This is a genomic window from Marinobacter sp. 1_MG-2023 (genome assembly GCF_030549045.1).
Lineage (GTDB): Bacteria > Pseudomonadota > Gammaproteobacteria > Pseudomonadales > Oleiphilaceae > Marinobacter.
In genome coordinates this window covers 308188-333774 of record NZ_JAUOST010000002.1, presented here as the reverse complement: position 1 = coordinate 333774, position 25587 = coordinate 308188, and the positions used below count along the sequence as shown (strand labels likewise).

The 25587-nt window shown below is 55.2% G+C and carries 26 protein-coding genes; 24 read left to right on the top strand and 2 right to left on the bottom strand.

The features are described 5' to 3' along the window. Positions 1 to 152: 152 nt before the first annotated feature. From flhA to Q4606_RS07600, 16 genes are all read left to right on the top strand, one after another. Positions 153 to 2333: a flagellar biosynthesis protein FlhA gene (flhA, locus tag Q4606_RS07675; protein WP_303607166.1), complete on the top strand. Its 2181-nt coding sequence runs from the start codon at positions 153 to 155 to the stop codon at positions 2331 to 2333. 60 nt (positions 2334 to 2393) lie between these two features. Next, a complete protein-coding gene (flhF, locus tag Q4606_RS07670) occupies positions 2394 to 3713 on the top strand; it encodes a flagellar biosynthesis protein FlhF (protein ID WP_303607165.1) in 1320 nt (439 codons plus the stop codon). Between the two features lie 71 nt (positions 3714 to 3784). Then, positions 3785 to 4597 carry a MinD/ParA family protein gene (locus Q4606_RS07665; protein WP_303593553.1) on the top strand — a complete coding sequence of 271 codons (813 nt, stop codon included), beginning with the start codon at positions 3785 to 3787 and terminating at the stop codon, positions 4595 to 4597. A gap of 35 nt (positions 4598 to 4632) precedes the next feature. After that, positions 4633 to 5370, top strand: coding sequence for an RNA polymerase sigma factor FliA (locus Q4606_RS07660; RefSeq protein WP_303593551.1), 738 nt, complete (start codon positions 4633 to 4635; stop codon positions 5368 to 5370). 160 nt (positions 5371 to 5530) lie between these two features. Next, positions 5531 to 5914: a chemotaxis response regulator CheY gene (gene cheY, locus Q4606_RS07655; protein WP_303593550.1), complete on the top strand. Its 384-nt coding sequence runs from the start codon at positions 5531 to 5533 to the stop codon at positions 5912 to 5914. 20 nt (positions 5915 to 5934) lie between these two features. Beyond that, positions 5935 to 6720: a protein phosphatase CheZ gene (locus Q4606_RS07650; protein ID WP_303593549.1), complete on the top strand. Its 786-nt coding sequence runs from the start codon at positions 5935 to 5937 to the stop codon at positions 6718 to 6720. A 17-nt stretch (positions 6721 to 6737) separates the two neighbouring features. Beyond that, positions 6738 to 8840, top strand: coding sequence for a chemotaxis protein CheA (locus tag Q4606_RS07645; protein WP_303607164.1), 2103 nt, complete (start codon positions 6738 to 6740; stop codon positions 8838 to 8840). Between the two features lie 96 nt (positions 8841 to 8936). Further along, positions 8937 to 10163, top strand: coding sequence for a chemotaxis response regulator protein-glutamate methylesterase (locus Q4606_RS07640; protein WP_303607163.1), 1227 nt, complete (start codon positions 8937 to 8939; stop codon positions 10161 to 10163). Then, a complete protein-coding gene (locus tag Q4606_RS07635; RefSeq protein ID WP_303607162.1) occupies positions 10163 to 10903 on the top strand; it encodes a flagellar motor protein in 741 nt (246 codons plus the stop codon). Before Q4606_RS07640 ends, Q4606_RS07635 begins: the two co-directional genes overlap by 1 nt. 19 nt (positions 10904 to 10922) lie before the next feature. After that, on the top strand, positions 10923 to 11705 hold the full coding sequence (motD, locus tag Q4606_RS07630) for a flagellar motor protein MotD (RefSeq protein WP_303593546.1): 783 nt from the start codon (positions 10923 to 10925) through the stop codon (positions 11703 to 11705). A 97-nt stretch (positions 11706 to 11802) separates the two neighbouring features. Beyond that, the gene (locus Q4606_RS07625; RefSeq protein ID WP_303607161.1) at positions 11803 to 12600 is read left to right on the top strand and encodes a ParA family protein; all 798 of its coding nucleotides are present in this window, start codon (positions 11803 to 11805) and stop codon (positions 12598 to 12600) included. After that, complete coding sequence (locus Q4606_RS07620; protein WP_303607160.1) at positions 12593 to 13360, top strand: chemotaxis protein CheW; 768 nt, start codon at positions 12593 to 12595, stop codon at positions 13358 to 13360. The genes Q4606_RS07625 and Q4606_RS07620 overlap by 8 nt, the downstream gene beginning before the upstream one ends. A 146-nt stretch (positions 13361 to 13506) precedes the next feature. Further along, positions 13507 to 13995, top strand: a complete 489-nt coding sequence (locus tag Q4606_RS07615; protein ID WP_303593543.1) for a chemotaxis protein CheW — start codon at positions 13507 to 13509, stop codon at positions 13993 to 13995. Positions 13996 to 14063: 68 nt separating this feature from the next. Then, positions 14064 to 14456 (top strand): DUF2802 domain-containing protein, encoded by a 393-nt coding sequence (locus Q4606_RS07610; RefSeq protein WP_303593541.1) that lies wholly within the window; start codon positions 14064 to 14066, stop codon positions 14454 to 14456. A gap of 27 nt (positions 14457 to 14483) precedes the next feature. Next, complete coding sequence (locus tag Q4606_RS07605; protein ID WP_303607159.1) at positions 14484 to 16766, top strand: ATPase, T2SS/T4P/T4SS family; 2283 nt, start codon at positions 14484 to 14486, stop codon at positions 16764 to 16766. After that, entirely contained in the window at positions 16763 to 17866 is a 1104-nt protein-coding gene (locus Q4606_RS07600; protein WP_303607158.1) for an AAA family ATPase, read from the top strand. Before Q4606_RS07605 ends, Q4606_RS07600 begins: the two co-directional genes overlap by 4 nt. Here Q4606_RS07600 and Q4606_RS07595 read toward each other — a convergent pair. Both Q4606_RS07595 and Q4606_RS07590 read right to left on the bottom strand, forming a co-directional pair. After that, a complete protein-coding gene (locus Q4606_RS07595; protein WP_303593536.1) occupies positions 17852 to 18181 on the bottom strand; it encodes an EscU/YscU/HrcU family type III secretion system export apparatus switch protein in 330 nt (109 codons plus the stop codon). The two genes, Q4606_RS07600 and Q4606_RS07595, sit on opposite strands and share 15 nt — an antisense overlap. Then, the gene (locus Q4606_RS07590) at positions 18178 to 19536 is read right to left on the bottom strand and encodes a flagellar hook-length control protein FliK (RefSeq protein ID WP_303593535.1); all 1359 of its coding nucleotides are present in this window, start codon (positions 19534 to 19536) and stop codon (positions 18178 to 18180) included. Before Q4606_RS07590 ends, Q4606_RS07595 begins: the two co-directional genes overlap by 4 nt. Before the next feature lie 125 nt (positions 19537 to 19661). On the opposite strand from Q4606_RS07590, the gene ccmA reads away from it, so the two are divergent. The 8 genes from ccmA to Q4606_RS07550 are packed head-to-tail and all read left to right on the top strand — an operon-like array spanning position 19662 to position 25581. Continuing rightward, positions 19662 to 20303, top strand: coding sequence for a cytochrome c biogenesis heme-transporting ATPase CcmA (gene ccmA / locus Q4606_RS07585; RefSeq protein WP_303607157.1), 642 nt, complete (start codon positions 19662 to 19664; stop codon positions 20301 to 20303). Then, positions 20293 to 21018, top strand: coding sequence for a heme exporter protein CcmB (gene ccmB / locus Q4606_RS07580; protein WP_303607156.1), 726 nt, complete (start codon positions 20293 to 20295; stop codon positions 21016 to 21018). The genes ccmA and ccmB overlap by 11 nt, the downstream gene beginning before the upstream one ends. A gap of 32 nt (positions 21019 to 21050) precedes the next feature. Next, the gene (gene ccmC, locus Q4606_RS07575; RefSeq protein WP_303607155.1) at positions 21051 to 21794 is read left to right on the top strand and encodes a heme ABC transporter permease CcmC; all 744 of its coding nucleotides are present in this window, start codon (positions 21051 to 21053) and stop codon (positions 21792 to 21794) included. A gap of 3 nt (positions 21795 to 21797) precedes the next feature. Next, positions 21798 to 22037 carry a heme exporter protein CcmD gene (ccmD, locus tag Q4606_RS07570; protein WP_303593530.1) on the top strand — a complete coding sequence of 80 codons (240 nt, stop codon included), beginning with the start codon at positions 21798 to 21800 and terminating at the stop codon, positions 22035 to 22037. Between the two features lie 15 nt (positions 22038 to 22052). Then, positions 22053 to 22526, top strand: coding sequence for a cytochrome c maturation protein CcmE (gene ccmE / locus Q4606_RS07565; RefSeq protein ID WP_303593529.1), 474 nt, complete (start codon positions 22053 to 22055; stop codon positions 22524 to 22526). A 39-nt stretch (positions 22527 to 22565) separates the two neighbouring features. Next, entirely contained in the window at positions 22566 to 24569 is a 2004-nt protein-coding gene (locus Q4606_RS07560) for a heme lyase CcmF/NrfE family subunit (RefSeq protein ID WP_303607154.1), read from the top strand. Then, a complete protein-coding gene (locus tag Q4606_RS07555; RefSeq protein WP_303593525.1) occupies positions 24566 to 25102 on the top strand; it encodes a DsbE family thiol:disulfide interchange protein in 537 nt (178 codons plus the stop codon). Before Q4606_RS07560 ends, Q4606_RS07555 begins: the two co-directional genes overlap by 4 nt. Next, complete coding sequence (locus tag Q4606_RS07550) at positions 25102 to 25581, top strand: cytochrome c-type biogenesis protein (protein WP_303607153.1); 480 nt, start codon at positions 25102 to 25104, stop codon at positions 25579 to 25581. Before Q4606_RS07555 ends, Q4606_RS07550 begins: the two co-directional genes overlap by 1 nt. Positions 25582 to 25587 lie beyond the last annotated feature (6 nt).

Sequence of the window (25587 nt, the reverse complement as noted above, 5' to 3'; positions counted from 1 at the left end):
AGAATGTGAGTCAGGCAGGTAAAGGCAGCTTGCGATTGAAAATCGTCTCACGGTGGTATGGATCTTGCGGTAACACTGTGAAAGATACTCCGGCGTCAGAATTTCGACCCTGAAAACGCCCTCAGAAACAGTGAATCGGAGAAGCTTCCGGCATGGACAGAGCTTTAGTCCTTAATAACGTCAAATCCCTGACGCGGGGAAACCTCGGTGTACCCGTTATGCTGATGGGCTTGCTGGGCATGATGATTCTGCCCATGCCCGCGTTTTTGCTGGACGTATTCTTCACATTCAACATCACGCTTTCGATCGTCATTCTTTTGGTCTGTGTATACGCGCTGAGGCCGATGGAGTTTGCGTCCTTCCCGACCGTATTGTTGGTAGCCACTCTACTGCGACTGGCGTTGAATGTGGCGTCCACCCGGATTGTGTTGCTGGAAGGCCATGAGGGCGGGGATGCTGCGGGTAAGGTCATCGAATCCTTTGGTGCCGTGCTGATCGGCGGCAACTACGCGGTTGGTCTCGTGGTATTTGCCATTCTGATGATCATCAACTTCCTTGTTGTTACCAAGGGCGCCGGCCGGGTTTCGGAAGTCAGTGCACGCTTCACACTGGATGCAATGCCGGGCAAGCAGATGGCGATCGATGCAGATCTGAATGCTGGCCTTGTAAATCAGGAAGAAGCTAAACATCGTCGCGCAGAGATAGCGCAAGAAGCTGACTTTTATGGCTCGATGGACGGTGCGTCCAAGTTCGTAAAAGGCGACGCGGTCGCTGGTTTGTTGATTCTGGCCATCAACATTATCGGCGGTGTTGCCATAGGCATGGTTCAGCATGGTCTGGGTTTCGGGCTCGCGATGGAGCGCTATGCGCTGTTAACCATCGGTGATGGCCTGGTTGCCCAGATTCCTTCACTGCTGCTTTCAACCTCTGCGGCCATCATGGTCACCCGGGTTACTTCCAGCCAGGACATGGGTGGGCAGATTATCCAGCAGATGTTCAACGCACCCAAGGCTCTGGCGATAGCGGCGGGTATTCTCCTGCTTCTGGGTCTGATTCCAGGTATGCCCCATGTTGCTTTTTTGGGGCTGGGAGGCCTCGCCGCTGCGGGAGCCTGGTTTATCTGGAAGAAAGATCAGCAGAGTGTAGAGGAGGGTGGCGCTTTCCCGGGTCGGGGTGGTGCTGCTGTTTTGCCCGGCTCAGGTGGCCGGGATGTGCCACTGGCAGGTGACGCTGGCGGCGACGCGGGCCGTCAGTTGCCTGCGCCGGGAGAAACCCGGGAGCTGGGTTGGGATGATGTGGCAACGGTGGATATTGTCGGGCTGGAAGTCGGTTATCGCTTGATTCCGTTGGTCGATAAGTCCCAGGGTGGTCAACTATTGAGCCGCATCAAGGGTGTCCGTAAAAAGTTGTCCCAGGACATGGGCTTTTTGATGCCTTCGGTGCACATTCGCGACAACCTGGATCTCATGCCCAACGTGTACCGGATCACGCTGATGGGGGTAACGATCGCAGAGGCGGAAATACACCCTGATCGCGAACTGGCAATCGACCCTGGTCAGGTATTCGGAAAGATAGAGGGTATAGAAGGCAAAGACCCTGCTTTTGGTCTTGATGCGAGCTGGATCGAACCTGAAAAGAAAGACCAGGCACAGACACTGGGTTATACCGTGGTTGATGCCAGCACCGTTGTTGCAACGCACCTTAACCAGGTTCTGCAAAAGCATGCCCATGAACTGCTAGGGCACGAGGAAGTTCAGAAATGGCTGGATCAGCTGGAAAAAGTCTCACCGAAACTGGCGGAAGAGTTGGTACCGACGACTGTGTCCATCAGCCTTTTACTGAAGGTGCTCCAGAACCTGCTTAAAGAAGAAGTTCCCATCCGTGATATGCGCTCTATTGCAGAAGCCATGGTGAACCTGCATCCGAAGAGCCAGGACCCCAGGTTGTTGACTACGGTGGCGCGTCAGGCACTGCGTCGAATGATCGTTCAGAGTATCTGTGGCAATGATCAGGAGATACCGGTGATCACCCTGGATCCGGATCTGGAACAGTTATTGCTAAAGTCTGTTCAGCAGAGTCAACAATCCGGCGGACAGGAAGATATCGGGATGGTTCTGGAACCCAATATGGTGGAAAAGTTGCAGCGTTCTTTGCAAGACAGTGTGCAGCGCCAGGAAATGCTGGGTAAGCCCGCCATCCTGCTGGTATCCGGGCCGTTAAGGCCGGTGTTGGCCAAGTTTGCCAGTTACGGTGTGGAGCGGTTGCACGTGCTTTCATATCAGGAAATACCGGATAACAAACAGATTACGATCGTGGCGTCCGTAGGCCAGTAAGCGTGCGGATGAAAGAACGGATAACGTCAATGCAGCGTTACCGGTGGAGGATGCAATAACATGAAAGTTAAACGATTTTTTGCCAAGAGCATGGCCGAAGCGCTGAAGCAGATCAGTGAGCAATTGGGGCCGGATGCTGTCATCCTTTCCAACCGGCGAGTAGATGGCGGCGTTGAAATCGTCGCCGCGCTGGATTACGACGAAAATATGGCGCGCCAGAGTCTTGGCGAAAAAGCCAGCGAGGCCACCAACGGCGCCCGACTTGGTGAAATGCAGGCAGAGCAGCACCGCCGTCTGGAAGATGAGCTGAGCCGCTCCCGTTCACGTATCCGTGATGTTCGTGAAAGCCGGGCAGCGCGAACCCAGGGCTATGCCGAAGCGTCATTCGCGGAACTCCACGAAGCCGCGAGTGAGGGTTTTGACGAGCCTGCCGCTGCAAACGTCGCCAGTAATACAGGTTATTCTGACGAGCTGGCCAGCATGCGTGCAGAAATCAGCTCTTTGCGTGATCTCATGAGCAGCCAGCGCGGTGAGCCGGAAAAGCCCGGCTCCAACGCGATCCAGCAACGACTTGCAGAGCGTTTGCAGGAATTTGGTCTGAGTCAGGATCTGGCAGGCTCGCTGTCACGTCGGCACAAAAGCGGAAAACTCGAGGACGGTTGGAAGCAGACCCTGAAAATGCTTGTTACCGGGGTGCGTACAGCCCGGCAGGAGTGGCTTGATGAGGGCGGCGTATATGCACTGGTCGGCCCTACCGGCTCCGGTAAGACAACGACCATTGGCAAGCTGGCGGCTCGTTATGTTTTGAAGCATGGCGCCGATTCTCTGGCGCTGGTCACGACAGATCGCTATCGGGTTGCGGCGCATGAGCAGCTTTTCGTGTTCGGCCGAATTCTTAATGTGCCGGTTCGAGTGGTGGACGAAAGCCACACTCTGGACGATATTCTTGATGAGTTGTCAGATCGCCATCTGGTGTTGATCGATACGGCAGGGCTGACCAGTTCTGAGAAAGGCTACCAGGAGCAACTTGCAGAGCTGGCCCGCAGTCACCATAACGTGCGTACGCACCTGGTGGTTTCAGCAACCAGCCAGCCGCGTATTATGAAATCCGTATGGCATTGCTATAAGATGGCAGGTCTCACGGGCTGCGTGATGACAAAGATCGACGAGGCGCTGACTCTGGGCGAATCTCTGGGCTTTGTGATGGAAACCGGATTGCCGGTAGCCTATTACACAGATGGACAAAAGATTCCTGGAGATCTGCACCACGCCGAAGCGGTTCCGCTGGTACGTTTGGCTGTCGAGCGACTTAAAGCGCTCCAGCAACAGGCTACTGCAGAACAGTTGTCGGGTGAAGAACGCCCCCGCGAAATGGCATGAGGTTCTGAAGGTCTGATTTGTTTCAGCTATGAGTCATATCCGGCTAAACGTTGCGAGAGATAATAACAGTTATGAGCAAAGCACATCCGGTACAGGTGATCGCAGTTTCCGGCGGCAAGGGTGGAGTCGGCAAAAGTAATGTGTCGGTCAATCTCGGCATTGCTCTGGCGCAGAAGGGCAGGCGTGTGGTTTTGCTTGATGCCGATCTCGGCTTGGGTAACATCGATGTGCTGCTCGGCATTACTGCCAACCGCACCTTAAAAGATGTGCTGGCAGGAGAGTGTGACCTCAGGGACGTATTGGTCAATGGCCCTGGCGGTATCAAAATTGTACCGGCGTCCTCCGGCACCCAACGCATGACCCAGCTCAGCTCGATGGAGCACGCCGGCCTGATTAACGCCTTCAGTGAGTTAGGTGATCAGATCGATGTGCTTATTGTGGACACCGCGGCTGGAATTTCAGAGTCGGTGGTGAGTTTTCTCAGGGCGTCCCAGGAATTGCTTCTGGTGGTGTGTGATGAGCCTACATCGATTACCGATGCGTACGCCCTGATTAAACTGATGAATCGCGACTACGACACCAACCGTTTTCGCATCCTTGCCAATCAGGTGGGTAGCGAGCAGGAGGGTCGTCATCTGTTCGAAAAACTGACCCGGGTTACTGAACGCTTTCTGGATGTAGCATTACAATATGTTGGTATGGTGCCTTACGACGAAGCCGTAAAGAAAGCCGTTCAGCGTCAGAAAGCTGTGCTGGATGCCTATCCCCGGGCTAAAGCCTCGCTCGCGATCAAGGCATTGGCCGACAAAGTCGAAAGCTGGCCGTTGCCGTCATCTCCCCGCGGACATCTGGAGTTTTTTGTGGAGCGGCTCGTCGAAGTCTGAAACGGATCCCGTCAAACAATACCGGATACACGACATTGACGAAAAATCTGGGAATCTATCACCAGGCTGGCGTAAAAAGTTCTTCAGAACTGATTGAGACGCACGCCCCCCTGGTCAAGAAAATTGCTCTTCACCTTCTGGCCCGGCTGCCAGCCTCTGTGCAGCTGGACGACCTTATGCAGGCTGGCATGATTGGATTGCTGGAAGCTGCCCAACGCTACAGTTCAACCAAAGGCGCAACCTTCGAGACCTATGCCGGTATCCGCATCCGGGGTGCCATGGTGGATGAAATCCGTAAAGGCGACTGGGTACCGCGCTCTGTTCACAGGAATAGCCGCCGGGTGGCCAAGGCGATCAAGGCTGTTGAAAACAGGCTGGGGCGTGAAGCTCAGGACGCCGAAGTTGCCGAAGAGCTCGGTATGGAGCTTTCTGAGTACCACGCCACTCTGGCTGATTCGAACAGCGGCAGACTTTTTAGCCTTGATGAGCTCAATGAATCCGGAGAGCTGCCGATAGAAGAAACAGAGACCAGTGATAATCCCCTGGACGGACTGGCTTCTGATTCTTTTCGGAGCAATTTGGCAGCTGCTATTGAGCAGCTGCCCGAGCGGGAAAAACTGGTTCTGAGCCTGTATTACCAGGAAGAACTGAACCTCAAGGAAATTGGCGCAGTGCTGGGCGTTAGCGAAAGCAGGGTCAGCCAGATTCACAGCCAGGCCGCACTGCGGTTGCGCGGCAGGCTGTCGGAATGGCGTCATGAGGATGGCGAATAGGCCCGGCTCAGGTTTCCGGATCGTACTGGAGTGTAGTATTTGGTAACCGATGCTTTACAACCGTCATAAAGATCAGACAATAAGTGCTTAAATTAGCGGCCTGCCAAAATTTGAGCACAAAGGTCACACCATTTCCGGGTGTTATTAACTGGAGGTCCCTTTGGACAAAAACATGAAAATTCTCATTGTGGATGATTTCTCCACAATGCGACGGATTATCAAGAACCTGCTCCGTGATCTGGGCTTCACAAACACGGATGAAGCGGATGATGGCAACACGGCTCTGCCCATGTTGAAAAGCGGCAAGTACGATTTCCTGGTGACAGACTGGAACATGCCTGGAATGTCGGGCTTCGATCTGCTCAAGGCCGTGCGGGCCGACGACAATCTGAAATCTCTCCCGGTTTTGATGGTTACTGCCGAGGCCAAGCGCGATCAGATCGTCGCGGCCGCCCAGGCGGGTGTTAATGGGTATGTGGTCAAGCCTTTTACCGCCGCCGTTCTCAAGGAAAAGATTGAGAAAATTTTTGAACGAATCCAGTAAGCAGAGATTGGATGGATCGTATGAGCGATAACAAAAAGATCCACCGGGGTCTTGAGCCGGAAGTGACTGAAAAGCTTCGGCACCAAGCGGCTGAGCTCAATCAATGCGTTGAAAGGGAAGACTATGTCCGTGCTATGGCCCTGATCAATGAAATGGGCGATGTTAGGGATCAGAGTCTTTACCAGGAAGTGGGTCGGTTGACCCGAACGCTTCATGAATCAATCCGTAACTTTCAGATAGATCCGCGCAGCCCCGAACAGAAGGAAGTTCTGTCGATGATGACAGATGCTTCAGACCGACTTGCCTACGTCGTGCAGATGACAGGTCAGGCCGCCAACCGCACGATGGATCTGGTTGAAGAAAGCATGCCCGTTGCCAACGCAATGCGCGATGAAGCGTCTGCCTTGCGTGATGAGTGGCAGCGTTTGCGCCGTCGTGAAATGCAGCCCGCTGAGTTTCGTGAGCTGTACGGCCGTATCGATAAGTTTTTTGTGGGCCTGTCCCAGGACGCCGACACCATTTATGGGAGCCTGTCTGAAATTCTTTTGGCACAGGATTTTCAGGACTTGACCGGTCAGGTCATTCAGCGCGTTACGACGTTGGTCAAGGACGTGGAAGAGCAGATGCTCAGCCTTGTTGTCATGGCCAGCCATGTTGACCAGCTTACCGGGACGGTTCATCACATTGATGGCCAGGAAGTATCCGCTGAGCAGGGCGTGGGCCCGCAGATAAAGCCTGAAGAGCGTGAAGATGTAGTTTCGGGACAAAACGACGTAGATGACCTGTTGTCCAGTCTCGGTTTCTGAATATAAGAGGTTAACCCATGGCGTTTGATGCCGATGATGAGATTCTTCAGGACTTTCTTGTAGAGGCCGGAGAAATTCTCGAAAAGCTGTCTGAGCAACTTGTCGATCTTGAACAGCATCCTGACGACAGCAATCTGCTCAACGCCATATTCCGTGGATTTCATACGGTTAAAGGTGGTGCTGGCTTCTTGCAGCTGGACGCCCTTGTTAATTGCTGCCACTCAGCAGAGAACGTATTCGACATTCTGCGCAACCATAAGCGGCGGGTTGATTCGGAGCTTATGGACGTTGTCCTTGAGGTTCTGGATCATGTGAATGCCATGTTTGAACAGGTGCGCAACCATGAGGAGTTGACGCCTGCGCCGGATGAGCTGATTGCGGCGCTGGATGCTCTGGCTTTGCCTCAGGATGCGGCTTCTCCCGAGGCCCCTGTCCCCCTGGAGGAACCGTCGGGAGCAAGCCTGGACGACGGTGACATTACCGATGATGAGTTCGAGCAACTACTGGATGCCCTTCACGGAGAAGCACCTGCCGCCGCAACAGTGCCCAGCCCGACTCAGGAGCCTGCAGCTGTCGGGAACGACGGGTCAGGCGACGACATCACCGACGACGAATTTGAAGCCTTGCTGGATGAGCTCCATGGCAAAGGCAGATTTGTAGCACCAACTGCTCCCGGCGCAGACGCAGAGGACTCGGCATCTTCGACAGGGCCGGTTGCGGGCAGCGATTCTGAGTTGATCAGCGACGACGAATTTGAAAAGTTGCTGGACGAGCTACACGGCAAGGGCGGTAGCCCGACAACCAGCGATGCAAGTAGCAAGCAAGCAGAGCCTTCGCAGGAAAAAACTGAAATAGGTGAGGCCGGGCAACCGGAAAAGAAGGTAGCCGCGCAGCCGGCTGACAGAGCGCCAGCTAAACAAACTACCCCGGCCCCAGCCGCCAGAGAACAAGCTCCGGTTGCAGAAACCACCGTCCGCGTTGATACCAAGCGCCTGGACGATATCATGAATATGGTAGGTGAGTTGGTACTGGTCCGTAATCGGTTGCAGCGGTTGGGTTCTGCAAGTGAAGACGAGCATATGCACAAGGCGGTCTCCAGCCTTGACGTTGTGACTACCGATCTGCAAACGGCTGTAATGCAAACCCGAATGCAGCCTATCAAGAAAGTATTCGGTCGTTTCCCGCGTGTTGTTCGCGATCTTGCCAGGAATATGAAAAAAGAAGTGAACCTGGTCATGCACGGCGAAGATACGGATCTCGACAAAAACCTCGTCGAAGCGCTATCGGATCCACTTGTCCATCTGGTGCGCAACTCGGTGGATCATGGTATTGAAGCGCCGGATGTGCGGGAGAAAGCCGGCAAGCCGCGACAGGGGACAGTTACGTTGTCTGCTGAGCAGGAAGGGGATCACATTCTTCTGTCCATCGATGATGATGGCGCCGGTATGGATCCGGAAGTGCTCCGACGCAAAGCGGTAGAAAAAGGAATTTACGATCAGGATGCAGCCGATCGCCTGACAGATACTGAGTGTTTCAATCTGATTTTTGCTGCCGGCTTCTCCACCAAAGAGCAGATTTCTGACGTCTCTGGCCGCGGTGTGGGTATGGACGTGGTCAAGACCAAAATTGGTCAGCTCAACGGCCAGCTCAGCATTGTTTCAGAACTGGGCAAAGGCTCACGCATCATCATCAAGGTGCCTCTGACACTGGCGATCATGCCAACGCTGATGATCATGCTTGGTGATCAGTCGTTTGCGTTGCCTCTTGTGAACGTGGTGGAGATTTTCCATCTGAACCTGAGCCGCACCAACATTGTCGATGGCCGTGAATGTATTGTTGTGCGCGATAAAGTGTTCCCCTTGTTCCATATAAAACGCTGGTTGGTTAAAGGTTCGGCCGGTACTCCTGATCGCGAAAACGGTCACGTTGTAATCGTGGCCATGGGCACCCGACAGGTCGGCTTTGTTGTTGACCAATTAGTGGGGCAGGAAGAAGTAGTGATAAAGCCTCTTGGGCGTGGGCTTCAAGGCACACCGGGCATGGCTGGCGCGACAATCACCGGTGACGGCCGTATCGCACTCATTATTGACGTTCCCAGCCTGCTCCAGCATTACAGTTGAATGGTCCTCATGGCAGCTGGGTGCTATACCGCGGCTGAGGGCTATTCAACAACTGAAGGGTTCTGTGGGACAACGTATGTTTGGTAGGAGAAACGGATGACAGTGTCTGTCCTGGTCGTTGATGATTCAGGGTTCTTCCGCAAACGGCTGACGGAGATACTGACTGCGTCCGGGCAGATCCGGGTGGTGGGTGCTGCTGCGAATGGCCGCGAAGGTGTTGAGCTGGCTGAATCACTGCGCCCGGATGTTATTACCATGGATTACGAAATGCCGATAATGGACGGTATTTCAGCCGTGCGCGAGATCATGAGCAAGCATCCTGTGCCGGTATTGATGTTTTCTTCCCTTACCTATGAGGGGGCCAGAATTACACTGGACGCGCTTGAGGCCGGGGCGGTAGATTTTCTGCCCAAAAACTTCGAGGAAATTGCCCGGGATGGCAGCCAGTTGCAGAAAATTCTGATAGACCGTGTACTGGACGTGGCCCGCAGCCGGCCGGCCAGTCGCGCTCAGCGCTCACTAAAGCAATCTTCCCCTCGTTCTCCACAGCATTCCTCTCCACAGCATTCCTCTCCGCACTCCTCAGCGAGCGCTCAACCGGATGCTCCACGGCAATCCCCACAGCAGGCCGCTACGGCTCACCGGCAAACCGGACCCAGATCTGTTGTATCTGGTCGTACGGAGGCTAGCCCGGCTGCTTCAGGGCCGCAGGTTGCGCCGTCAGGGCGCGGCTCCCGTAAGAGTCCGGCAAGGCGCTATGCTGTTGTCGGTATCGGCACTTCGACCGGTGGGCCAGTGGCACTCCAGCGCGTGCTGGCGGCATTGCCCGCATCTTTTCCCTCGCCCATTGTGCTTGTACAACATATGCCCGCGAGTTTCACACCGGCGTTTGCAGAGCGGCTTAATAAACTTTGCAAGATAGAGGTGCGCCAGGCGGAAGACGGAGACATTCTGCGCCCCGGGCTGGCATTGCTTGCTCCGGGTGGCAAACAAATGATGGTAGAAAACCGCGGTGGCCAGCCACGGGTGCGTATTCTGCCGGGGGATGAGCGCTTGAATTACCGGCCCTGTGTAGATGTTACCTTTGGTTCTCTGGCCCGTTCGTTTCCCGGAAAAACCCTCGGAGTGATCCTTACCGGAATGGGGTCAGACGGAAGGGAAGGCTGCCGTATGATGAAACAGAGCGGTTCTCCAATCTGGTCGCAGGATGAAAAAACATCAGTGATCTACGGCATGCCCATGGCCGTTGCCAAGGCAGGCCTGAGTGATGAAGTTCTGTCTCTCGATGACGTAGGTCCACGACTGGTGGAGGGCGTTTGCTGATGGATGTTCTTAGCCTGCTTGGTGTTGTTCTGGCATTCGCCGCCATTCTTGGTGGCAACCTTCTTGAAGGAGGGGCGCTCAGCTCGCTGTTCAACGCTCCTGCCGCCATTATCGTTATTGGCGGTACGCTTGCCGCAACTATTCTTCAGACCTCCTGGCCCACATTGAAACGGGCTTCTGCTCAAGTTCGATGGGTATTTGTTCCACCGTACATCAATATTGAAGATGGCATTGGCAAGGTGATTGACTGGAGCGTGAAGGCTCGCAAACAAGGTCTGCTCGGGCTCGAGGGACTGGCTGAAAAAGAGCCGGAAAACTTTTCCCGTAAAGGCCTGCAGCTTTTGGTCGACGGGGCTGAAACGGAAACTATCCGTAGCATCATGGAAATTGATCTGGATTGCCGGGAACAGCGGGATCTGGAATCTGCGAAGGTGTTTGAAGCCATGGGCGGCTACTCGCCAACGATTGGCATAATCGGCGCTGTCATGGGGTTGATCCAGGTAATGACCAACCTCGAAGACCCCGAGTCCCTCGGGAGCGGCATTGCCACCGCGTTTGTGGCGACCATCTATGGTGTGGCTCTGGCAAATCTGTTGTTTTTTCCGATTGCCAACAAGCTCAGGGGGCTGGTTAAGGAACGTTCCAGGTACGAAGACATGATGATCGATGGCATTATCGCCATAGCCGAGGGTGAGAACCCTAAATCCATTGAATTGCGTCTGCGGGGTTTCCTGCAGTAATCACCCCCGGTCCCTATTTATGCGGCGTCGCAGGCAATCACAGGACGATTTACACAACAAAGAGCGTTGGCTGATTTCTTACGCGGATTTCATCACGCTTTTGTTCGCTTTTTTTGTGGTGATGTACTCGGTGTCGTCGGTAAATGAGGGCAAATACAAGGTGCTCTCAGAAACGCTCACAGGCGTTTTCAATGCGCCTCAACGGTCCTTTCAGCCTATTGCAGTAGGCGACCAGCCGCAGCGTGCGGCGGTGACTGAATCAGAAGATGTTATTGCTCCTGCGGTAACTGAAGCTCCCCGCAATGATGAACAGGATACCCGGGAACGCTCAGATGATCTGCGTGACATGGCGGATCAGCTTGCACTGGAGTTTGATGACCTGATTAATCGGGGGGTGGTTACTCTCGAAACCAATGAACGTTGGTTGGCGCTGAACTTGCCTGACAGCTTGTTGTTTGGCAGCGGCGATGCCGAGCCGCACTACGATTCGTTTGAGGTGATCGAAAAAATAGCCAGGGTTCTGAGAGACCGGGATAACGCCGTAAAGGTTGAAGGCTTCACCGACAATCAGCCTATTCGTACTACCCGCTTCCCTTCCAACTGGGAGCTTTCGGCGGCCCGTGCAGCGGCGGTTGTGCGCATGCTGGGTATGGAAGGCATTGAGCCTGAACGGCTGGCGGCGGTCGGGTACGGGCAGCACCAGCCTGTGGCGCGTAACGACACCGAGGAAGGGCGGCGGCGTAACCGGCGTGTGGTGCTTCTTATTTCTCGCGATGCCAGTATACGGGGCGTTATGCGCTAGTGCTCCGGTTCCATTCAAGTTGTCCCGCCGCTGGCCGTTAAAACGGAATACAGTGGATTTCAGAAGTTTGCGATAACGTATTTTCCGGAGAGAAGCCGTGCGAATCTGGGCAGTAGCCAATCAGAAAGGTGGTGTGGGTAAAACCACCTCGGTAGTCGCTTTGGGCGGCCTGCTGGCTGAGCGTGGTAAGCGCGTGCTGGTGGTAGATCTGGACCCCCATGGCTCTCTGACCAGCTGGTTCGGGTACGACCCCGATACGCTTGCGCACAGTGTTTTCGATCTGTTTCAGCATCAGGGCAAGGTACCTGAAGGCCTTCCGGCCCAGCTGATTACGGAAACAAGCTGCCCCGGGCTGGCTCTGCTGCCTGCGAGCACGGCGCTGGCTACGCTGGAGCGCCGAATGGTCGGCGTTGAAGGTATGGGGCTGATTGTGTCCCGAGCTCTTGCCCAGTTATGGGATGATTTTGACTACGTCATCCTCGATAACACGCCTTCACTGGGTGTACTTATGGTCAACGCACTGGCAGCCGCGCAGCATCTGGTTATCCCCGTACAAACCGAATTCCTCGCTATCAAAGGTCTCGAGCGTATGCTGCATACACTGCAGATGATCATGCGCTCCCAGAAAAACCAACTGCCTTATACCATCGTGCCCACCATGTTTGATCGGCGCACCCAGGCATCGGTAAAGAGCCTGAATCAGCTACGTAGAATCTACCAGGACAATTTGTGGAAGTTTGCGGTGCCAGTTGACACAAAATTCCGCGACGCCAGCCAAGCGGGCGTTATACCGTCAAAACTGGATTCACAGACTCATGGTGTCCGGGCATACCGGCATCTGTTGGATGATTTGCTGGCAAGGACTGGTTCATTGAAGGTACGTCAGCATGGCTGACGAGAAATTGACAAAGCTGGCGGATCCAGCAAACGCCATCGCCAGCTATCTGGATGAATTGTTGCACACGGCAACGGACACTGCATCGCGTGAAGAGATCCGCGAGCCGGAGCCTACGCCCGTATTAAAGCCTGAGCGGAAGCCGGCGCCAGTGTCGAAGCCGGTGTCGAGACCCGAACCGGCGCCCAGAGTGGAACTGCAGCCGCAACCCTTGCGGGTGCGCGAGACTGTTGTTGTGGAGGAGCCCGCGCCGGAACCGTCACCGGAGCCTGCGCCGGATTCGCCGGTATTGCGCCCGGAGTGGTCGGAGCGCCCGTTTGAGTGCCTGATTTTTACTGTGGCCGGCTTGCAGCTTGCGGTTCCTCTTGTTCTTCTGGGTGCTATCCACCGGATTGAAGAGGGTATCCGACCAATTCCCGGCAGCCCGCGCTGGTATATGGGTATTCGTTCGAGTACTCATCAGAATCTGAGAGTTGTGGATACGGCAGAGTGGATTATGGCTGGAAGGGTCCCGGCCAATGCCCGGGACAACTACCAGTTTGTGATCCGTCTGGATAACAGCGAATGGGGGCTGGCATGCGACGACGTAGCTCAGTCGTTCACTCTTAGCCCAGATGATGTGCGCTGGCGCACGGCGCGTAGTAAGCGGCCCTGGCTGGCAGGAACGGTTATTGAGCAGATGTGTGCTCTGGTTGATGTGAGCACCATGGCGAATTTGCTGGTGCGTGCCGAACGCGAGCAGCATCTTGATCTGAGCTGACCGCGGGTGTCCCGTCGGGCCAGTTACTGAATGAAACGGTGCCGTGCTGGCACGGTTTGTGCCCTTGCTTATAGTATTGGGCACTGATGATGTTTTTTTGACGATCAGGTTGCCCGCGCCGGGCGGCCTAACAGGAGATACAGGTTATGGCATCCCCGAGCGGACAGCAAAGTCAGTCCCAGGACGATCAGGTACTGCAGTATGTGACTTTTCGGCTGGATAACGAGACCTACGGTCTGAACGTTATGCAGATCCAGGAAGTGCTGAGATACACGGAAATCGCGCCAGTACCGGGTGCTCCGGATTACGTGTTGGGCATCATCAACCTGCGGGGCAACGTGGTAACGGTAATCGATACCCGTCGCCGTTTCGGTTTGGCAGATGCAGACGTTACAGACGCGACCCGGATAGTGGTAATGGAATCGGCCGATCAGGTGATGGGTATCCTGGTGGATTCTGTAGCCGAGGTTGTGTACCTGAAAGCCAGTGAAATTGAGACCGCACCAAATGTGGGTAACGAGGAAAGTGCCAGGTTTATCCAGGGTGTATGTAATAAAGATGGTGAACTGATCATATTGGTCGAGTTCGACAAAATGCTGACAGACCACGAATGGGCTGAAATCGCAGGGCTGTGAACCGGAGTTGTACCGGTCGGATCTGATGATGGGCGCCTTCCGTGGTTAATAAACCGGAGACGTCCATCATGTTTGCTGAAATGCCTTCCTATGTTCCCTGGGTGCTGACTTCAGTCGCGCTTGCTCTGGTTTTTGTGCAGGGCCTGATACTTGGTCGCCAGAACCGACAACTGAAAGCCTCACTTAAAGAACGCTGCGATACGCTGGGCCGGGAGTTGCATGCCACTGCGAGTGGTAGCATGGGAGTGGGCCAGCGGCTTGTGGTATGCGAGCGACAACTGCATGAGCTGCGCTCAACCATGGATGAGATGCGTCAAAATGACCCTCTGCGTATTTCCTACGATGAAGCGTCGCGGCTTGTTGATCTCGGAGCAGATATCGACGATCTTATGAACACATGTGGGATATCCCGTCCCGAGGCCGAGCTGGTGTCAGCGTTGAAAAAACGTCAGGCGGCCTGAAAACTGCGCTGCTATGGACGTTGCTGAATGAAGAAAGTTTACCAAAGGGCCCATGAGGCCCTTCTTTCTGTATCCCGTCATGATTTTGTCACCGGTTCGGATCTGATTCCTTCCATAACCGGGCACTCTATTCCCCGCGAAGAAACCGTCAGCCATATTCTGTCCATCATGCCGGAAGTGACGCCGGCTGATAACGTGATGCATGTGGGAGGCGGCTCTGGTTATCTGGCTGCCGTGTTATCCCGTCTGGCTCATCGTGTTATCTATATTGAAAAAAACCCGGACGTTGCTGAAGCCGCGAGGGCAAGGTTTTTTCGTTTGGGCATGTACAACGTAGATGTTCTGGCGAAGCCTGCGGAAAGCGGGTTTGACATCGACCAGCCCTGCGACCTTGTTCTTTGCACCACGTTTATGGCAGATCGTGATGTTTTGTCGAGCTACCTTCGCGAGGGCGGCAATCTGATTTGCCTAGAGGGTAAGGCCGGACCAGTTCCCAGTATGGCGATGTTTGTAAAACGTGCAGACAAGCTTGAGCGTGTCCGCACGCTTGGCTGGGTGGATTTTAACCGGAACTCGGAACAGATTCTGATTGATCTGGGCGTGATTGATGAAGGTGTACTGGCGAAGGCGAAAACCGAGGCGGCGGCAGAGAACTGCCGCGTGCTCGATGTCTTGCGTCGTAATCTGAATATCGAAGAAACCGATCTTTATCGTTCGCTGGCCCAGCAAAGAGGCATGACCTTTGTCGATGCCGATGGGCTTCTGCCAACGCTGAAGGTTGAACTCTTCCGGACCTTTTCCCGCACGTTTTTGGATTTGTCCCGAATCATTCCTGTGGCGCAAAGTAGTGGAAAGGTCTCATTTGTAACCGATGACCCGGATGCGCGCACCGATCAGCTGGAGCGTATGAGCCCCAAACGTGCCGTAGAGCTCTGGCTGGTTACGCCTACGGATTTCCGGAGAATCTGGTCGTCTTTGGATTTGTCGGCCAAGGGTAACCGGTTTGCTGCCGACGAAGCAGTGTTATCGACGGCCGGGCAGGGTTCAAGCCGTCACCGCGACAAACCTTTGGGTCGTGAAGCGGCTAACGATCATGTCAGTCCGTATCTGGTATCGGTATATGAGGCGATTCTGCTGGATGCAGTCAGCGAAAAAGCCAGCGACATTCACATTGAACAATATGGTGAGCGGGTAAGGATCCGTTTGCGAGTGGATGGCGATCTTCGTGATCTGGGCCAGTACCAACTTACGCCCCGGGAAATAAAAGGTGTTATCAACGTTATCAAGTTGCGGGCAGAGCTGAACATTGCCGAGCGCCGTTTGCCGCAGGGTGGGCGCTCCCGCCTGCAACTGGGTGACATGTCCTACGACCTCAGGGTACAGACCCAGCCGTCGCTGCACGGTGAGCATGCGGTGATCCGGTTACTGCCGCAGACCGGCCGGGCCATGACGATTGCCGAACTGGGCATGTCGCCAATGATTGGCTCCCACTACCAGCGCCTGCTCGATAACCCTGCCGGCCTGGTTCTGGTCGTCGGGCCAACCGGTTCAGGCAAGTCCACAACACTCTACGCCGGCCTGCAAACGCTGGCAGACGATGGTCGCAGAAAAGTTATTACGGTGGAGGACCCTATCGAGTACTCCATTGATAATATCCAGCAAACCCGTGTGCGGGGCGAAATCGGTTTCAACTTCGCGGATGCCATGCGTGCTTTCGTGCGTGAAGACCCCGATGTGATTCTGGTCGGTGAGATCCGCGACCATGAAACGGCACTGGAGGCGGTTCGTGCATCCCAGACGGGCCACGTTGTACTTTCGACACTGCACTGCAACGACGCGGTGGATTCCCTGCAACGTTTGTACGATCTGGGTATTCACCCGAATTCCATTGCCGGTGAGCTGCTGGCCGTGATCGCCCAGCGCCTTGCCAAGCGAATCTGTACCCATTGCCGGCAGCCTGCAACACCGGACCCTGTCATTCTTGAAGAGCTGTTTCCCAATGGCGCGCCGGATAACTTCCGTTGTTTTGAAGGTGCGGGTTGCGCCAAGTGTAATGGTCGGGGAACTCACGGTAGGGTGGCTATTGTGGAATATATGGAGGTGGATTCCGATATCAGGAATGCTATTTCCAGCCAGCCCCCGATCGGAGAATTGCGCTGGCGCGCGTTGGATTCCGGCCTGATCACCATGCGAGACAGTGCATTGGATCATGTTATCGAGGGTATTATTCCTATGTCTGAATTGCCGCGTATTCTGCCCCGGGAGCGCATGGCGCCTGAAGTCCGTGGTGGCCGCAGGAGCCCGTTATGAGCGCAGCAAGCCAGCCGAAAAAAGCGGCGCAGCGGCAGCCCGCGGAAGTTGTTTTCAGGGATGAGCTGAAAAAACTTGCAGCAATGGATCTTGGTCCGGTGCCACCAGGGTGGCAACTGTCACCGAGGGCGGTTGAGAAATTTGTGTTGGGCGATGACAGCCTGGGTATTGAGCGCAAGTTTGTTGCGGATCGCGCCATGGTTGTCCGTATTATCATTTCTCTGTGTACGAGCAGGGGTTGTTTACTGGTTGGCGAGCCCGGCACCGCAAAATCCTGGCTTTCTGAGCTGCTTACGGCGGCCATATCCGGCAACTCGACTCTTGCTCTGCAGGGCGGTGCCATAACCCAGGTCAGGCAACTTCTTTACGGCTGGAACGAGGCAGTTCTCGCTGCCAAAGGGCCGTGTCTGGAAGCCCTGGTTCCAAGCCCGCTTATGCGGGGCATGATAGAGGGCCGGCTAGTTCGCTTCGAGGAAATTGCCCGCTGCCCTCAGGCTTTGCAGGATGCACTCTTGTCGGTGCTTTCTGACCGGGTTCTGGTGGTGCCGGAAATTTCCGGTGATGATGGCGTAATACTGGCTCGTGAAGGCTTCAATCTGGTAGCCACATCCAACAGCCTCGACGCAGGCGTTCACCAGATGAGCGCTGCACTTAAACGCCGAATGGACTTCGAAGAAATCCGGCCGATCAAGAGCCTGTCGGATGAAATAGGTGTGGTTTTGCGAGAAGTGCGTAGGGCCAATGACCGCGCGGGTATCAGCGTGGATCTGGATGCAGAAATCATTGAGTTTCTGGTTACCATGTTCCATGAGTTGCGTAACGGCCAGACCATGGATGGCCGAAGCACTGACAGGCTTGCGGGCGCAGCGCTATCCACGGCTGAGGCTGTATCCGTTGCCCACGCGGCGAGTCTCAATGCCTGGTATTACGGTGGCGGAAGCATGACGGTGGAGCAGTTGATGCACCACATTATCGGCTCGGCACTCAAGGATCATCCGGACGACCGCCGGCGCCTCAAGCACTATTTTGAGACCGCAATCGCACAACGCGAGGGTGAGGTCTGGGCTCAGGTATGGGCGCTGCGCTCACTTATCCACTAGGGGTGATGATGAAGGCGCGGTATTATCCCGGCCGGCGTCTTCGGGCGTTCGGCCGCGAATGTGGAAGGCGAAGGCAAGAATTTCTGCGATAACCCGGTATAGGTTTTCGGGGATTTCATCGTTCAGGGACAGGCGCGCGAGAATGCCGGCCAGCTCTGCATTTTCGTACAGGGGCACGTTGTGCTCTCTGGCGATTCTGATGATTTCATCCGCCAGTTCGTACGTTCCCGTGGCAGTTATCGTCGGAGCCTTCTCGCCGTCGTATTTAAGAGCAACGGCTGCGCTGGATGAAGGGTGTTCATTTTGGTCTTTCATGCCCGTGTATCCACCAGTCTATGCTCCAACTTTGTTGCCGGATAAGAGGGGCTGCCCCGGCGGCACTCGAGATCGGTTACTTCCAGTCCCAGCTCCGTAAGACTTTGCCGCAGAAGCGGTAGCTCTTCGTTGACCTGTCTCAGCGTGTCCTGCTTTTCTGCCCACACCCGCGCGCTTATATCCTGCTGGCGCAGGGAAACCTCAAAATTCAGAGCTCCGGCCCGTTCCAGATCAATGGCAAGATTGAGGCGCCATTCGCTGATGGCTGCCCGCTTGAGTCCGCGATCCTTTGATGGCGATTCATCTTTATGTTGCTCTATGCGCAGTTGTGCCAGCCTGGGTTCGTTCTGAGGCGTCACCCAGGGTAAGTCCATGAGCATGGTAGAGGTCGGGGCAGGCGCATCAGCCCCGCCTCTCGCAGTGAGGATCTGGCTGTGCAACTGGTTAACCGTTATTCGGTTCAGCATACCGGCGAGCATTCGCAGTGTCTGGCCCACCGATGTGGGTTCTGAGTTGTTCGCAGGTGCCGGTGAAGCGGGCACCTGTGGGAACTGCAGCGGCGCCTGAACCAGCCCGGGGCTGGCCAGCGGTGATAGGCGGTTAAACGTGGTCGTGGCATCTCCGGTTTGCTCGGCCAAGAGCGCAGTAATCATGCGCCCGATAGCAAGCTTGAGATCCGGCAACGCGGGGGAGGGTGCCTGGGTAAGGCGGGACTCTGCAAACAACCCGCTTTCAGCCACCCACTGTCGTATTTGCTGCACGCTATTGTTCTGCGTGCCAGCTCCAGGCGCCAATGTGTTGCTGGCGGGCAGTCTCGCAAGTAATGTTTCGGCCGCCTGGCGGGCGGCTTCTGGCAGCGGCTGTGGGCTTCGGGCCCCGGGTAGCTGGCCAGGTGTCAGTTCGGGAATCACGCCCCGGTTCAGTGCTGTCATCAATTTTGCGAGGCCGCTGTCCAGGCTTTGCTGCCACGGCATACGCTGCGCCAGAGCCCGGGTGATGATTGCTTCGGGAGCTGCGGCAAGCTTTCCCATCAATTGCAGTTCATTGCCCGCACGCATCACTTTTACCCAGTCGCCCGGGGTCAACTCAGTCGCACCAATCGCGGCGCTTACCTGAAGTGATTTTCCTCGCACGTCCAGCAACAGGTCTGCATTACCACTGCCCTGGCGATTGATGACTTCTGCCACGCGGGCCAGTATGGTTTCCCGGTTTGCAAGCTGGAGCTGATCCAGTTGCTGTCTGGCAGAGAGCGTGGCGGTTTCACGGCCAATTTGACCAGCATCCCGGGGCTGCGCTGGTTGCGCAGTGGCCGGTGCCGGAGGAGTAGGAGGCTGTTGGCTGCTGGGTAGTTTCATCGCTGCTAACTTGATACCAGACAAGAGTAATCTGCAAACGCTTTAGTTATAATACGCCGCGCTGGCAACTATTGCTGTGAATACACCCGATGCAATTTGTGCATCGTCCTGACTTCGGGGCCCTGATGTCCGAGCCGTTACTACAGGCTGTCAATCTTCAGTGTGAACGGGACAAGCGGATACTTTTTCGCGAGTTATCCTTCTCCATACTGCCCGGTACGCTAACCCGTGTCGAGGGGCCGAATGGCTCCGGCAAGACAACGCTGCTGAGAATACTGGCAGGTCTGAATGATGCGTGGACAGGCGAACTCAAGTGGTGTGGTGCGCCGCTAGCCAGTCAGAGAGAGGCATTTCTTCGGAACATGCTCTATCTCGGGCATCGCCCGGGAATCAAACCCTTGCTTACACCTTTGGAAAATCTCCGGGCCCTGATGGCCGGTCGCAACCCTCTATCTGATGCAGCTTTGAGGCAGGCCTTGCAAGGTACCGGCCTGGGAGGCTATGAAGATGTACCTTGTCGTAATCTGTCTGCGGGCCAGCAACGCAGGGTGGCTCTGGCGCGCCTGCTGGTTGCTGATGAACCCCTGTGGTTACTTGATGAAGTGTTTACGGCTATCGACGCAGAGGGCGTCAAAGCACTCGAATCACTATTGCAACAGCGTGCAGCTGAAGGTGGCGCCGTGCTGGTTACCACTCACCATGACCTGGCATTGCCGGGCATGAAAAGACTGACTCTTGGCGCGGGAGGCTTGCCTGATGAACGCTGAAGCCCGCCCGGTGGTCCGGCTCGCCAGTAATAGTGTTGGTGCTCTGGCTGCAATGAAAGGCGTTTTTGTGCGGGATATGAAGGTGGCGTTCCGGCAGCGCCAGGACCTCCTCAACCCGCTGCTGTTTTTCGTTATGGTTGTTACTCTTTTTCCGCTCGGAGTCAGCCCGGAAGTATCATTTTTGCGTGAAGCGGGAGCCGGTATCCTTTGGGTAGCGGCGTTGCTTTCTGTATTGCTGTCACTGGATCACCTGTTTCGCCATGATTTTGACGATGGCACTCTGGAACAGCTTGTGCTCCAGCCGCAGCCGCTGTTTCTACTGATTTTGGCAAAAACCCTGGTGCACTGGATGCTTACAGGCTTGCCTCTGGTCATTCTGACCCCCGTTCTTGGTGTAATGATGCATCTCGACGGGAACTCTATTGGTATTTTGTGTCTAACGCTGCTGATTGGTACACCGGTACTGAGTCTTATTGGTGCTATTGGCGCTGCGCTGACCCTCGGATTGCGTTCGGCAGGGGTGCTCTTGTCTCTGCTGATCATTCCACTGTACATTCCGGTGCTGATTTTTGGCACGGGCACCGTTGCAGCAGCAGCGGAGGGCGCAACTGTGGGAGCCTACCTGGCACTGCTGGGTGCTTTTCTGGTGCTGGCGCTGACACTGGCGCCGTTTGCAGCGGCCGCAGCCCTTAAAATCAGCTTGTCGAACGGGTAAAACAAGGTAAACGTTAGGACGGTGACCATCTGATGTGGCAATTTTTTCACAAACTGGGTTCCCCAAAATGGTTTTTCGGGATATCCACCCGGTTCATGCCCTGGCTGTTGGCAGGTGGCGTAATACTATTGATGGCCGGGGTGGTATGGGGACTCGCCTTTGCGCCCAAGGATTACCTGCAGGGCAATAGCTACCGCATCATTTTTATTCACGTTCCGACAGCATTTATGGCGCAGTCGGTTTACATCATGATGGCGTCCGCGGCTCTTGTAACGCTGGTCTGGCGCATGAAGCTTGCCGATGTCTTCGTCAAGGCGGTTGCGCCTGTGGGGCTGGTTCTGACGTTTCTGGCCCTCTTTACCGGTGCTGTCTGGGGCAAGCCGACATGGGGCACCTGGTGGATCTGGGACGCCCGGCTTACCTCCATGCTGATACTGATGTTTCTGTATGGTGGTGTTATAGCGTTGGATCGTGCCATCAATGATGAGAAGTCTGCCGCCAGGGCGGTTGCGGTGCTGGTGTTGGTGGGGGTAGTGAATATCCCCATTATCAAATACTCCGTGGAATGGTGGAATACACTTCATCAGCCCGCAACATTCAAGCTCACGGAAAAGCCCTCGATGCCGGCGGAAATGTGGGTGCCGCTGCTGCTGTCCGTGTTAGGTTTGTACCTGATTTTTGGCTGGCTGGCCTGTGTTCGTATGCAGACAGAGATTCTGTCCCGGGAGCAACGAACCCGCTGGGTAAGAGAATTCGTTATGAAAGGGAGGGTCTGACCAATGGCATTTGATTCCTTTTCTGCCTTTATCGCGATGGAAGGTCACGGCCCTTATGTGTGGGCCTGTTACGCTGTGTTTTTCGTATTGATGCTATTGATGATGATCGGGTCGGTCCGGAGCCGAAAGGCAATTGTCGAGTCCTGCCGCCGCGGTTACGAGTTTCAGGCTGACAAGAGTAAAGTAGCGGCGTCTCCGCCACCCTCCGCGTCCTTCGCGCGCGTGAACGTTTCCCAAGACTGACTGACAGGTACTTAAATGCATCCGATCCGTAAAAAGCGGCTGACCATTGTTCTGTTTCTTCTGGCAGGGCTTTCCATCGCGGTAGCGCTTACCACTTATGCGTTACGTCAGAATATCAACCTGTTTTACGATCCTACCCAGATTTCGGCTGGTGAGGCACCGATGGATGTACGAATTCGTGCCGGTGGCATGGTAGAGGCGGGCACGGTTGTGCGAGATCCGGACAGCCTTAAAGTGGTATTCCACGTAACCGATTACAACGCATCCGTTCCAGTTGAGTACGTGGGGATTTTGCCGGATCTGTTTGCAGAAGGTCAGGGCATTGTTGCGATGGGTAGGTTGAATAACGAAGGTCGCTTTGTGGCAGATCAGGTTCTGGCCAAGCATGATGAAAACTACATGCCCCCGGAAGTCGCTGATGCCCTGGAGAAGGCGTCAAAAAACGAGGGCTCGTCGATGCCCGCCAGCGCCCAACCGGCATCCTACTAAACACCTAAAAACCAACAGCCTGATTCCTGGAGAGCTTTGATGTATCCCGAACTCGGACAGCTTGCACTGATACTTTCGCTGTTGCTGGCGGTGCTACTTTCGGTTGTACCCCTTGCCGGATCACTCACCGGCCGGGACAACCTCCAGGCGTTTGCCAGGCCTCTCGCGGCGGGCATGTTCGTGTTTGTCGGGCTGGCCTTCGCCTTACTTACCCATGCCTTTTTAACGGACGACTTCTCGGTTGCCTACGTTGCTAACAACAGCAACAGCATGCTGCCCTGGTATTACAAGTTCAGCGCTGTGTGGGGCGGGCATGAGGGCTCGCTTCTGCTTTGGATATTGATGCTGACCGGCTGGACTCTGGCGGTCGCCATTTTCAGTCGCCGTTTGCCTTCCATTATGGTTTCACAGGTATTGTCGGTTCTCGGCATGGTCAGTGTCGGGTTCATGCTCTTCATTGTTGTTACATCAAACCCGTTTGACCGTTTGCTGCCCAATGTGCCGGCCGACGGGGCGGACCTGAATCCGTTATTGCAGGACTTCGGACTTATTGTCCACCCGCCTATGCTCTACATGGGCTATGTGGGTTTTGCGGTAGCGTTTGCGTTTGCTATTGCTGCATTGATCAACGGTCGCCTGGACGCCGCATGGGCCAGGTGGTCCCGACCCTGGACAACCGTTGCCTGGGCATTCCTGTCCATCGGTATCGCCCTCGGAAGCTGGTGGGCCTATTACGAGCTCGGCTGGGGCGGCTGGTGGTTCTGGGATCCGGTTGAGAATGCCTCCCTGCTGCCATGGTTGTCGGGCACGGCCCTTATGCACTCGCTTGCAGTCACAGAGAAGCGCGGTGTATTCAAAAGCTGGACAGTACTGCTGGCTATTGTCACCTTTGCGTTGAGCCTGCTGGGTACCTTCCTGGTTCGTTCGGGCGTACTTACCTCGGTTCATGCGTTTGCATCGGATCCTGAGCGCGGTACTTTCCTTCTGATTTTGCTCGCGATCACTGTTCTCGCAAGCCTGATGCTTTATGCCTTCAGGGCCCCTGTGGTTCATGTGCGCTCCCGGTATGGCTCCCTTTCGCGGGAAATATTCCTGCTTTTGAATAACGTATTGCTGGTTTCTGCAACGCTGTTGGTCGCAGTGGGTACCTTGTATCCGCTGGTTCTTGATTTCTTCGAGCTGGGTAAAATTTCCATTGGTGAGCCGTTCTTTAATCTCACCTTCAGCCCGCTTGCAGTGGCAACCGGCCTTTTGCTTGGCGTTGGTACCTTCTCTCGCTGGAAGAAAACGGATGCTGGCTGGCTCGCGCGCAAGCTACTGTGGCCACTGGCAGTGAGCATGCTGCTCACCACGGCGGTTATGGTTGGCTATGGCGGCTTCACCCCTTGGGCGTTTCTTGGTGTCTTCACAGCGGTTTGGGTGACCATGGCTACGTTCTGGGATCTATGGGACAAATCCTCTTCGAGGAAAGGCCGAATCCATGGCCTCAAGCGCCAGTCACGCAGTTACTACGGTATGGTACTGGGTCATCTTGGGCTGGCGATCACTATGGCTGGCGCAACTGTGGTCTCCAATTATGGTATCGAGCGTGATGTGCGCATGGTGCCTGGCGATGTGGCCGAGGTGGGTGACTATCAGTTCGTTTTTGTAGACATAGGTGAACGGCGTGGGCAGAACTTCACTGCGCAGTATGGCAGTTTCGATGTCATGCTGGATGGGGATCGTATTGCAGAATTGCACCCTGAAAAACGCCAGTACGCTGTAGGCATGAGCGTTATGACCGAAGCGGATATTGATGCCGGCCTTTTCCGGGATATCTTTGTGGCTGTAGGTGAAAGAATCTCTGACGACGCCTGGGCTATTCGCCTCCAGTATAAGCCGTTGATCCGTTGGCTCTGGCTTGGCGCCTTGTTTATGGCCGCCGGCGGGTTCCTGGCCATTTCAGATCGCAGGTACCGGATTCGTGATCGCGCCAATGAACCGTTAGCGACATCGCCGCCATCGAAAGCCCCTGCACAGGGTACCGCCGGAGCGGTTTCATGAAGCGTTTCTGGTTGTTCATGCCCTTGATCGTAGCCCTTGTCGTCGGTGTTGTGCTGTTTGCGGGGATTGGTAAAGATCCAACAAAGCTGGACTCAGCGCTGATTGGAAAGCCTGTTCCTGCATTCAGTCTTAAAAATCTGAAAGCGCCGGATGCCTCCCTCGATGAGAGCCTGTTTCGTGGCGAGATTACCCTGCTGAATGTTTGGGGGACCTGGTGCCCCGCGTGTCGGGATGAGCACGACGACCTGTTGTGGCTTGCGCGGGAAAAGAACGTGACGATTATTGGTCTCAACTACAAAGATAACCGCGACGATGCACTGGTTTGGCTGGACCGGCTGGGTGATCCATATCGTACGGTAATCTATGATCCCAAAGGCACGCTGGGTTTTGATCTTGGTGTTTATGGTGCACCGGAAACCTTCGTTATTGATGCCTCCGGTGTGGTCCGCTACCGCCATGTGGGAGTGGTCAACGGCAAGGTATGGGAAGAGATTCTGTTGCCGGTCATTAACGACGCACAGGAGAATGGCTGATGCTCCGTATGATCTGTTTTCTCATGGCTGTTCTTGCCTCAGGACTGTCTATTGCAGATGTATCCGCGGTCTACGATTTTGATACCCGTAGTGAAGAGCAGCGTTATCAGAACCTGATTGCGGAACTGCGGTGCCCGAAGTGTCAGAACCAGAATATTGCGGATTCAAATGCGCCAATTTCCAAGGACATGAGAAATGCGGTTTATCAGATGATGCAGGATGGTGCCAGCAACGAGGAAATCGTCGACTCTCTGGTGGGTCGCTTTGGCGAGTTTGTGAAATACAAGCCAGACCTCGATAGCCGCACCTTCATGCTCTGGGCAACGCCAGCGATTGCCGTTCTGGGTGGTCTCTTTGTGGTCGCGGGCGTTGTTGTTCGTTCCCGCCGGGCCGGCACGTCAGGGCCAGCACTGAGTAAGGAAGAGCAGGCCCGGATTGATGAAATGCTTGCAAAATCTGACCAGAACGATAACGGGTGATGCATG

What these genes read in the sequence shown, in the direction of transcription:
- flhA (WP_303607166.1), top strand. Translation starts at nt 153, where the DNA reads ATGGACAGAGCTTTAGTCCTTAATAACGTCAAATCCCTGACGCGGGGA.
- flhF (WP_303607165.1), top strand. Translation starts at nt 2,394, where the DNA reads ATGAAAGTTAAACGATTTTTTGCCAAGAGCATGGCCGAAGCGCTGAAG.
- Q4606_RS07665 (WP_303593553.1), top strand. Translation starts at nt 3,785, where the DNA reads ATGAGCAAAGCACATCCGGTACAGGTGATCGCAGTTTCCGGCGGCAAG.
- Q4606_RS07650 (WP_303593549.1), top strand. Translation starts at nt 5,935, where the DNA reads ATGAGCGATAACAAAAAGATCCACCGGGGTCTTGAGCCGGAAGTGACT.
- Q4606_RS07645 (WP_303607164.1), top strand. Translation starts at nt 6,738, where the DNA reads ATGGCGTTTGATGCCGATGATGAGATTCTTCAGGACTTTCTTGTAGAG.
- Q4606_RS07640 (WP_303607163.1), top strand. Translation starts at nt 8,937, where the DNA reads ATGACAGTGTCTGTCCTGGTCGTTGATGATTCAGGGTTCTTCCGCAAA.
- Q4606_RS07635 (WP_303607162.1), top strand. Translation starts at nt 10,163, where the DNA reads ATGGATGTTCTTAGCCTGCTTGGTGTTGTTCTGGCATTCGCCGCCATT.
- motD (WP_303593546.1), top strand. Translation starts at nt 10,923, where the DNA reads ATGCGGCGTCGCAGGCAATCACAGGACGATTTACACAACAAAGAGCGT.
- Q4606_RS07620 (WP_303607160.1), top strand. Translation starts at nt 12,593, where the DNA reads ATGGCTGACGAGAAATTGACAAAGCTGGCGGATCCAGCAAACGCCATC.
- Q4606_RS07615 (WP_303593543.1), top strand. Translation starts at nt 13,507, where the DNA reads ATGGCATCCCCGAGCGGACAGCAAAGTCAGTCCCAGGACGATCAGGTA.
- Q4606_RS07610 (WP_303593541.1), top strand. Translation starts at nt 14,064, where the DNA reads ATGTTTGCTGAAATGCCTTCCTATGTTCCCTGGGTGCTGACTTCAGTC.
- Q4606_RS07605 (WP_303607159.1), top strand. Translation starts at nt 14,484, where the DNA reads ATGAAGAAAGTTTACCAAAGGGCCCATGAGGCCCTTCTTTCTGTATCC.
- Q4606_RS07600 (WP_303607158.1), top strand. Translation starts at nt 16,763, where the DNA reads ATGAGCGCAGCAAGCCAGCCGAAAAAAGCGGCGCAGCGGCAGCCCGCG.
- Q4606_RS07595 (WP_303593536.1), bottom strand. Translation starts at nt 18,181, where the DNA reads ATGAAAGACCAAAATGAACACCCTTCATCCAGCGCAGCCGTTGCTCTT.
- Q4606_RS07590 (WP_303593535.1), bottom strand. Translation starts at nt 19,536, where the DNA reads ATGAAACTACCCAGCAGCCAACAGCCTCCTACTCCTCCGGCACCGGCC.
- ccmA (WP_303607157.1), top strand. Translation starts at nt 19,662, where the DNA reads ATGTCCGAGCCGTTACTACAGGCTGTCAATCTTCAGTGTGAACGGGAC.
- ccmB (WP_303607156.1), top strand. Translation starts at nt 20,293, where the DNA reads ATGAACGCTGAAGCCCGCCCGGTGGTCCGGCTCGCCAGTAATAGTGTT.
- ccmC (WP_303607155.1), top strand. Translation starts at nt 21,051, where the DNA reads ATGTGGCAATTTTTTCACAAACTGGGTTCCCCAAAATGGTTTTTCGGG.
- ccmD (WP_303593530.1), top strand. Translation starts at nt 21,798, where the DNA reads ATGGCATTTGATTCCTTTTCTGCCTTTATCGCGATGGAAGGTCACGGC.
- ccmE (WP_303593529.1), top strand. Translation starts at nt 22,053, where the DNA reads ATGCATCCGATCCGTAAAAAGCGGCTGACCATTGTTCTGTTTCTTCTG.
- Q4606_RS07560 (WP_303607154.1), top strand. Translation starts at nt 22,566, where the DNA reads ATGTATCCCGAACTCGGACAGCTTGCACTGATACTTTCGCTGTTGCTG.
- Q4606_RS07555 (WP_303593525.1), top strand. Translation starts at nt 24,566, where the DNA reads ATGAAGCGTTTCTGGTTGTTCATGCCCTTGATCGTAGCCCTTGTCGTC.
- Q4606_RS07550 (WP_303607153.1), top strand. Translation starts at nt 25,102, where the DNA reads ATGCTCCGTATGATCTGTTTTCTCATGGCTGTTCTTGCCTCAGGACTG.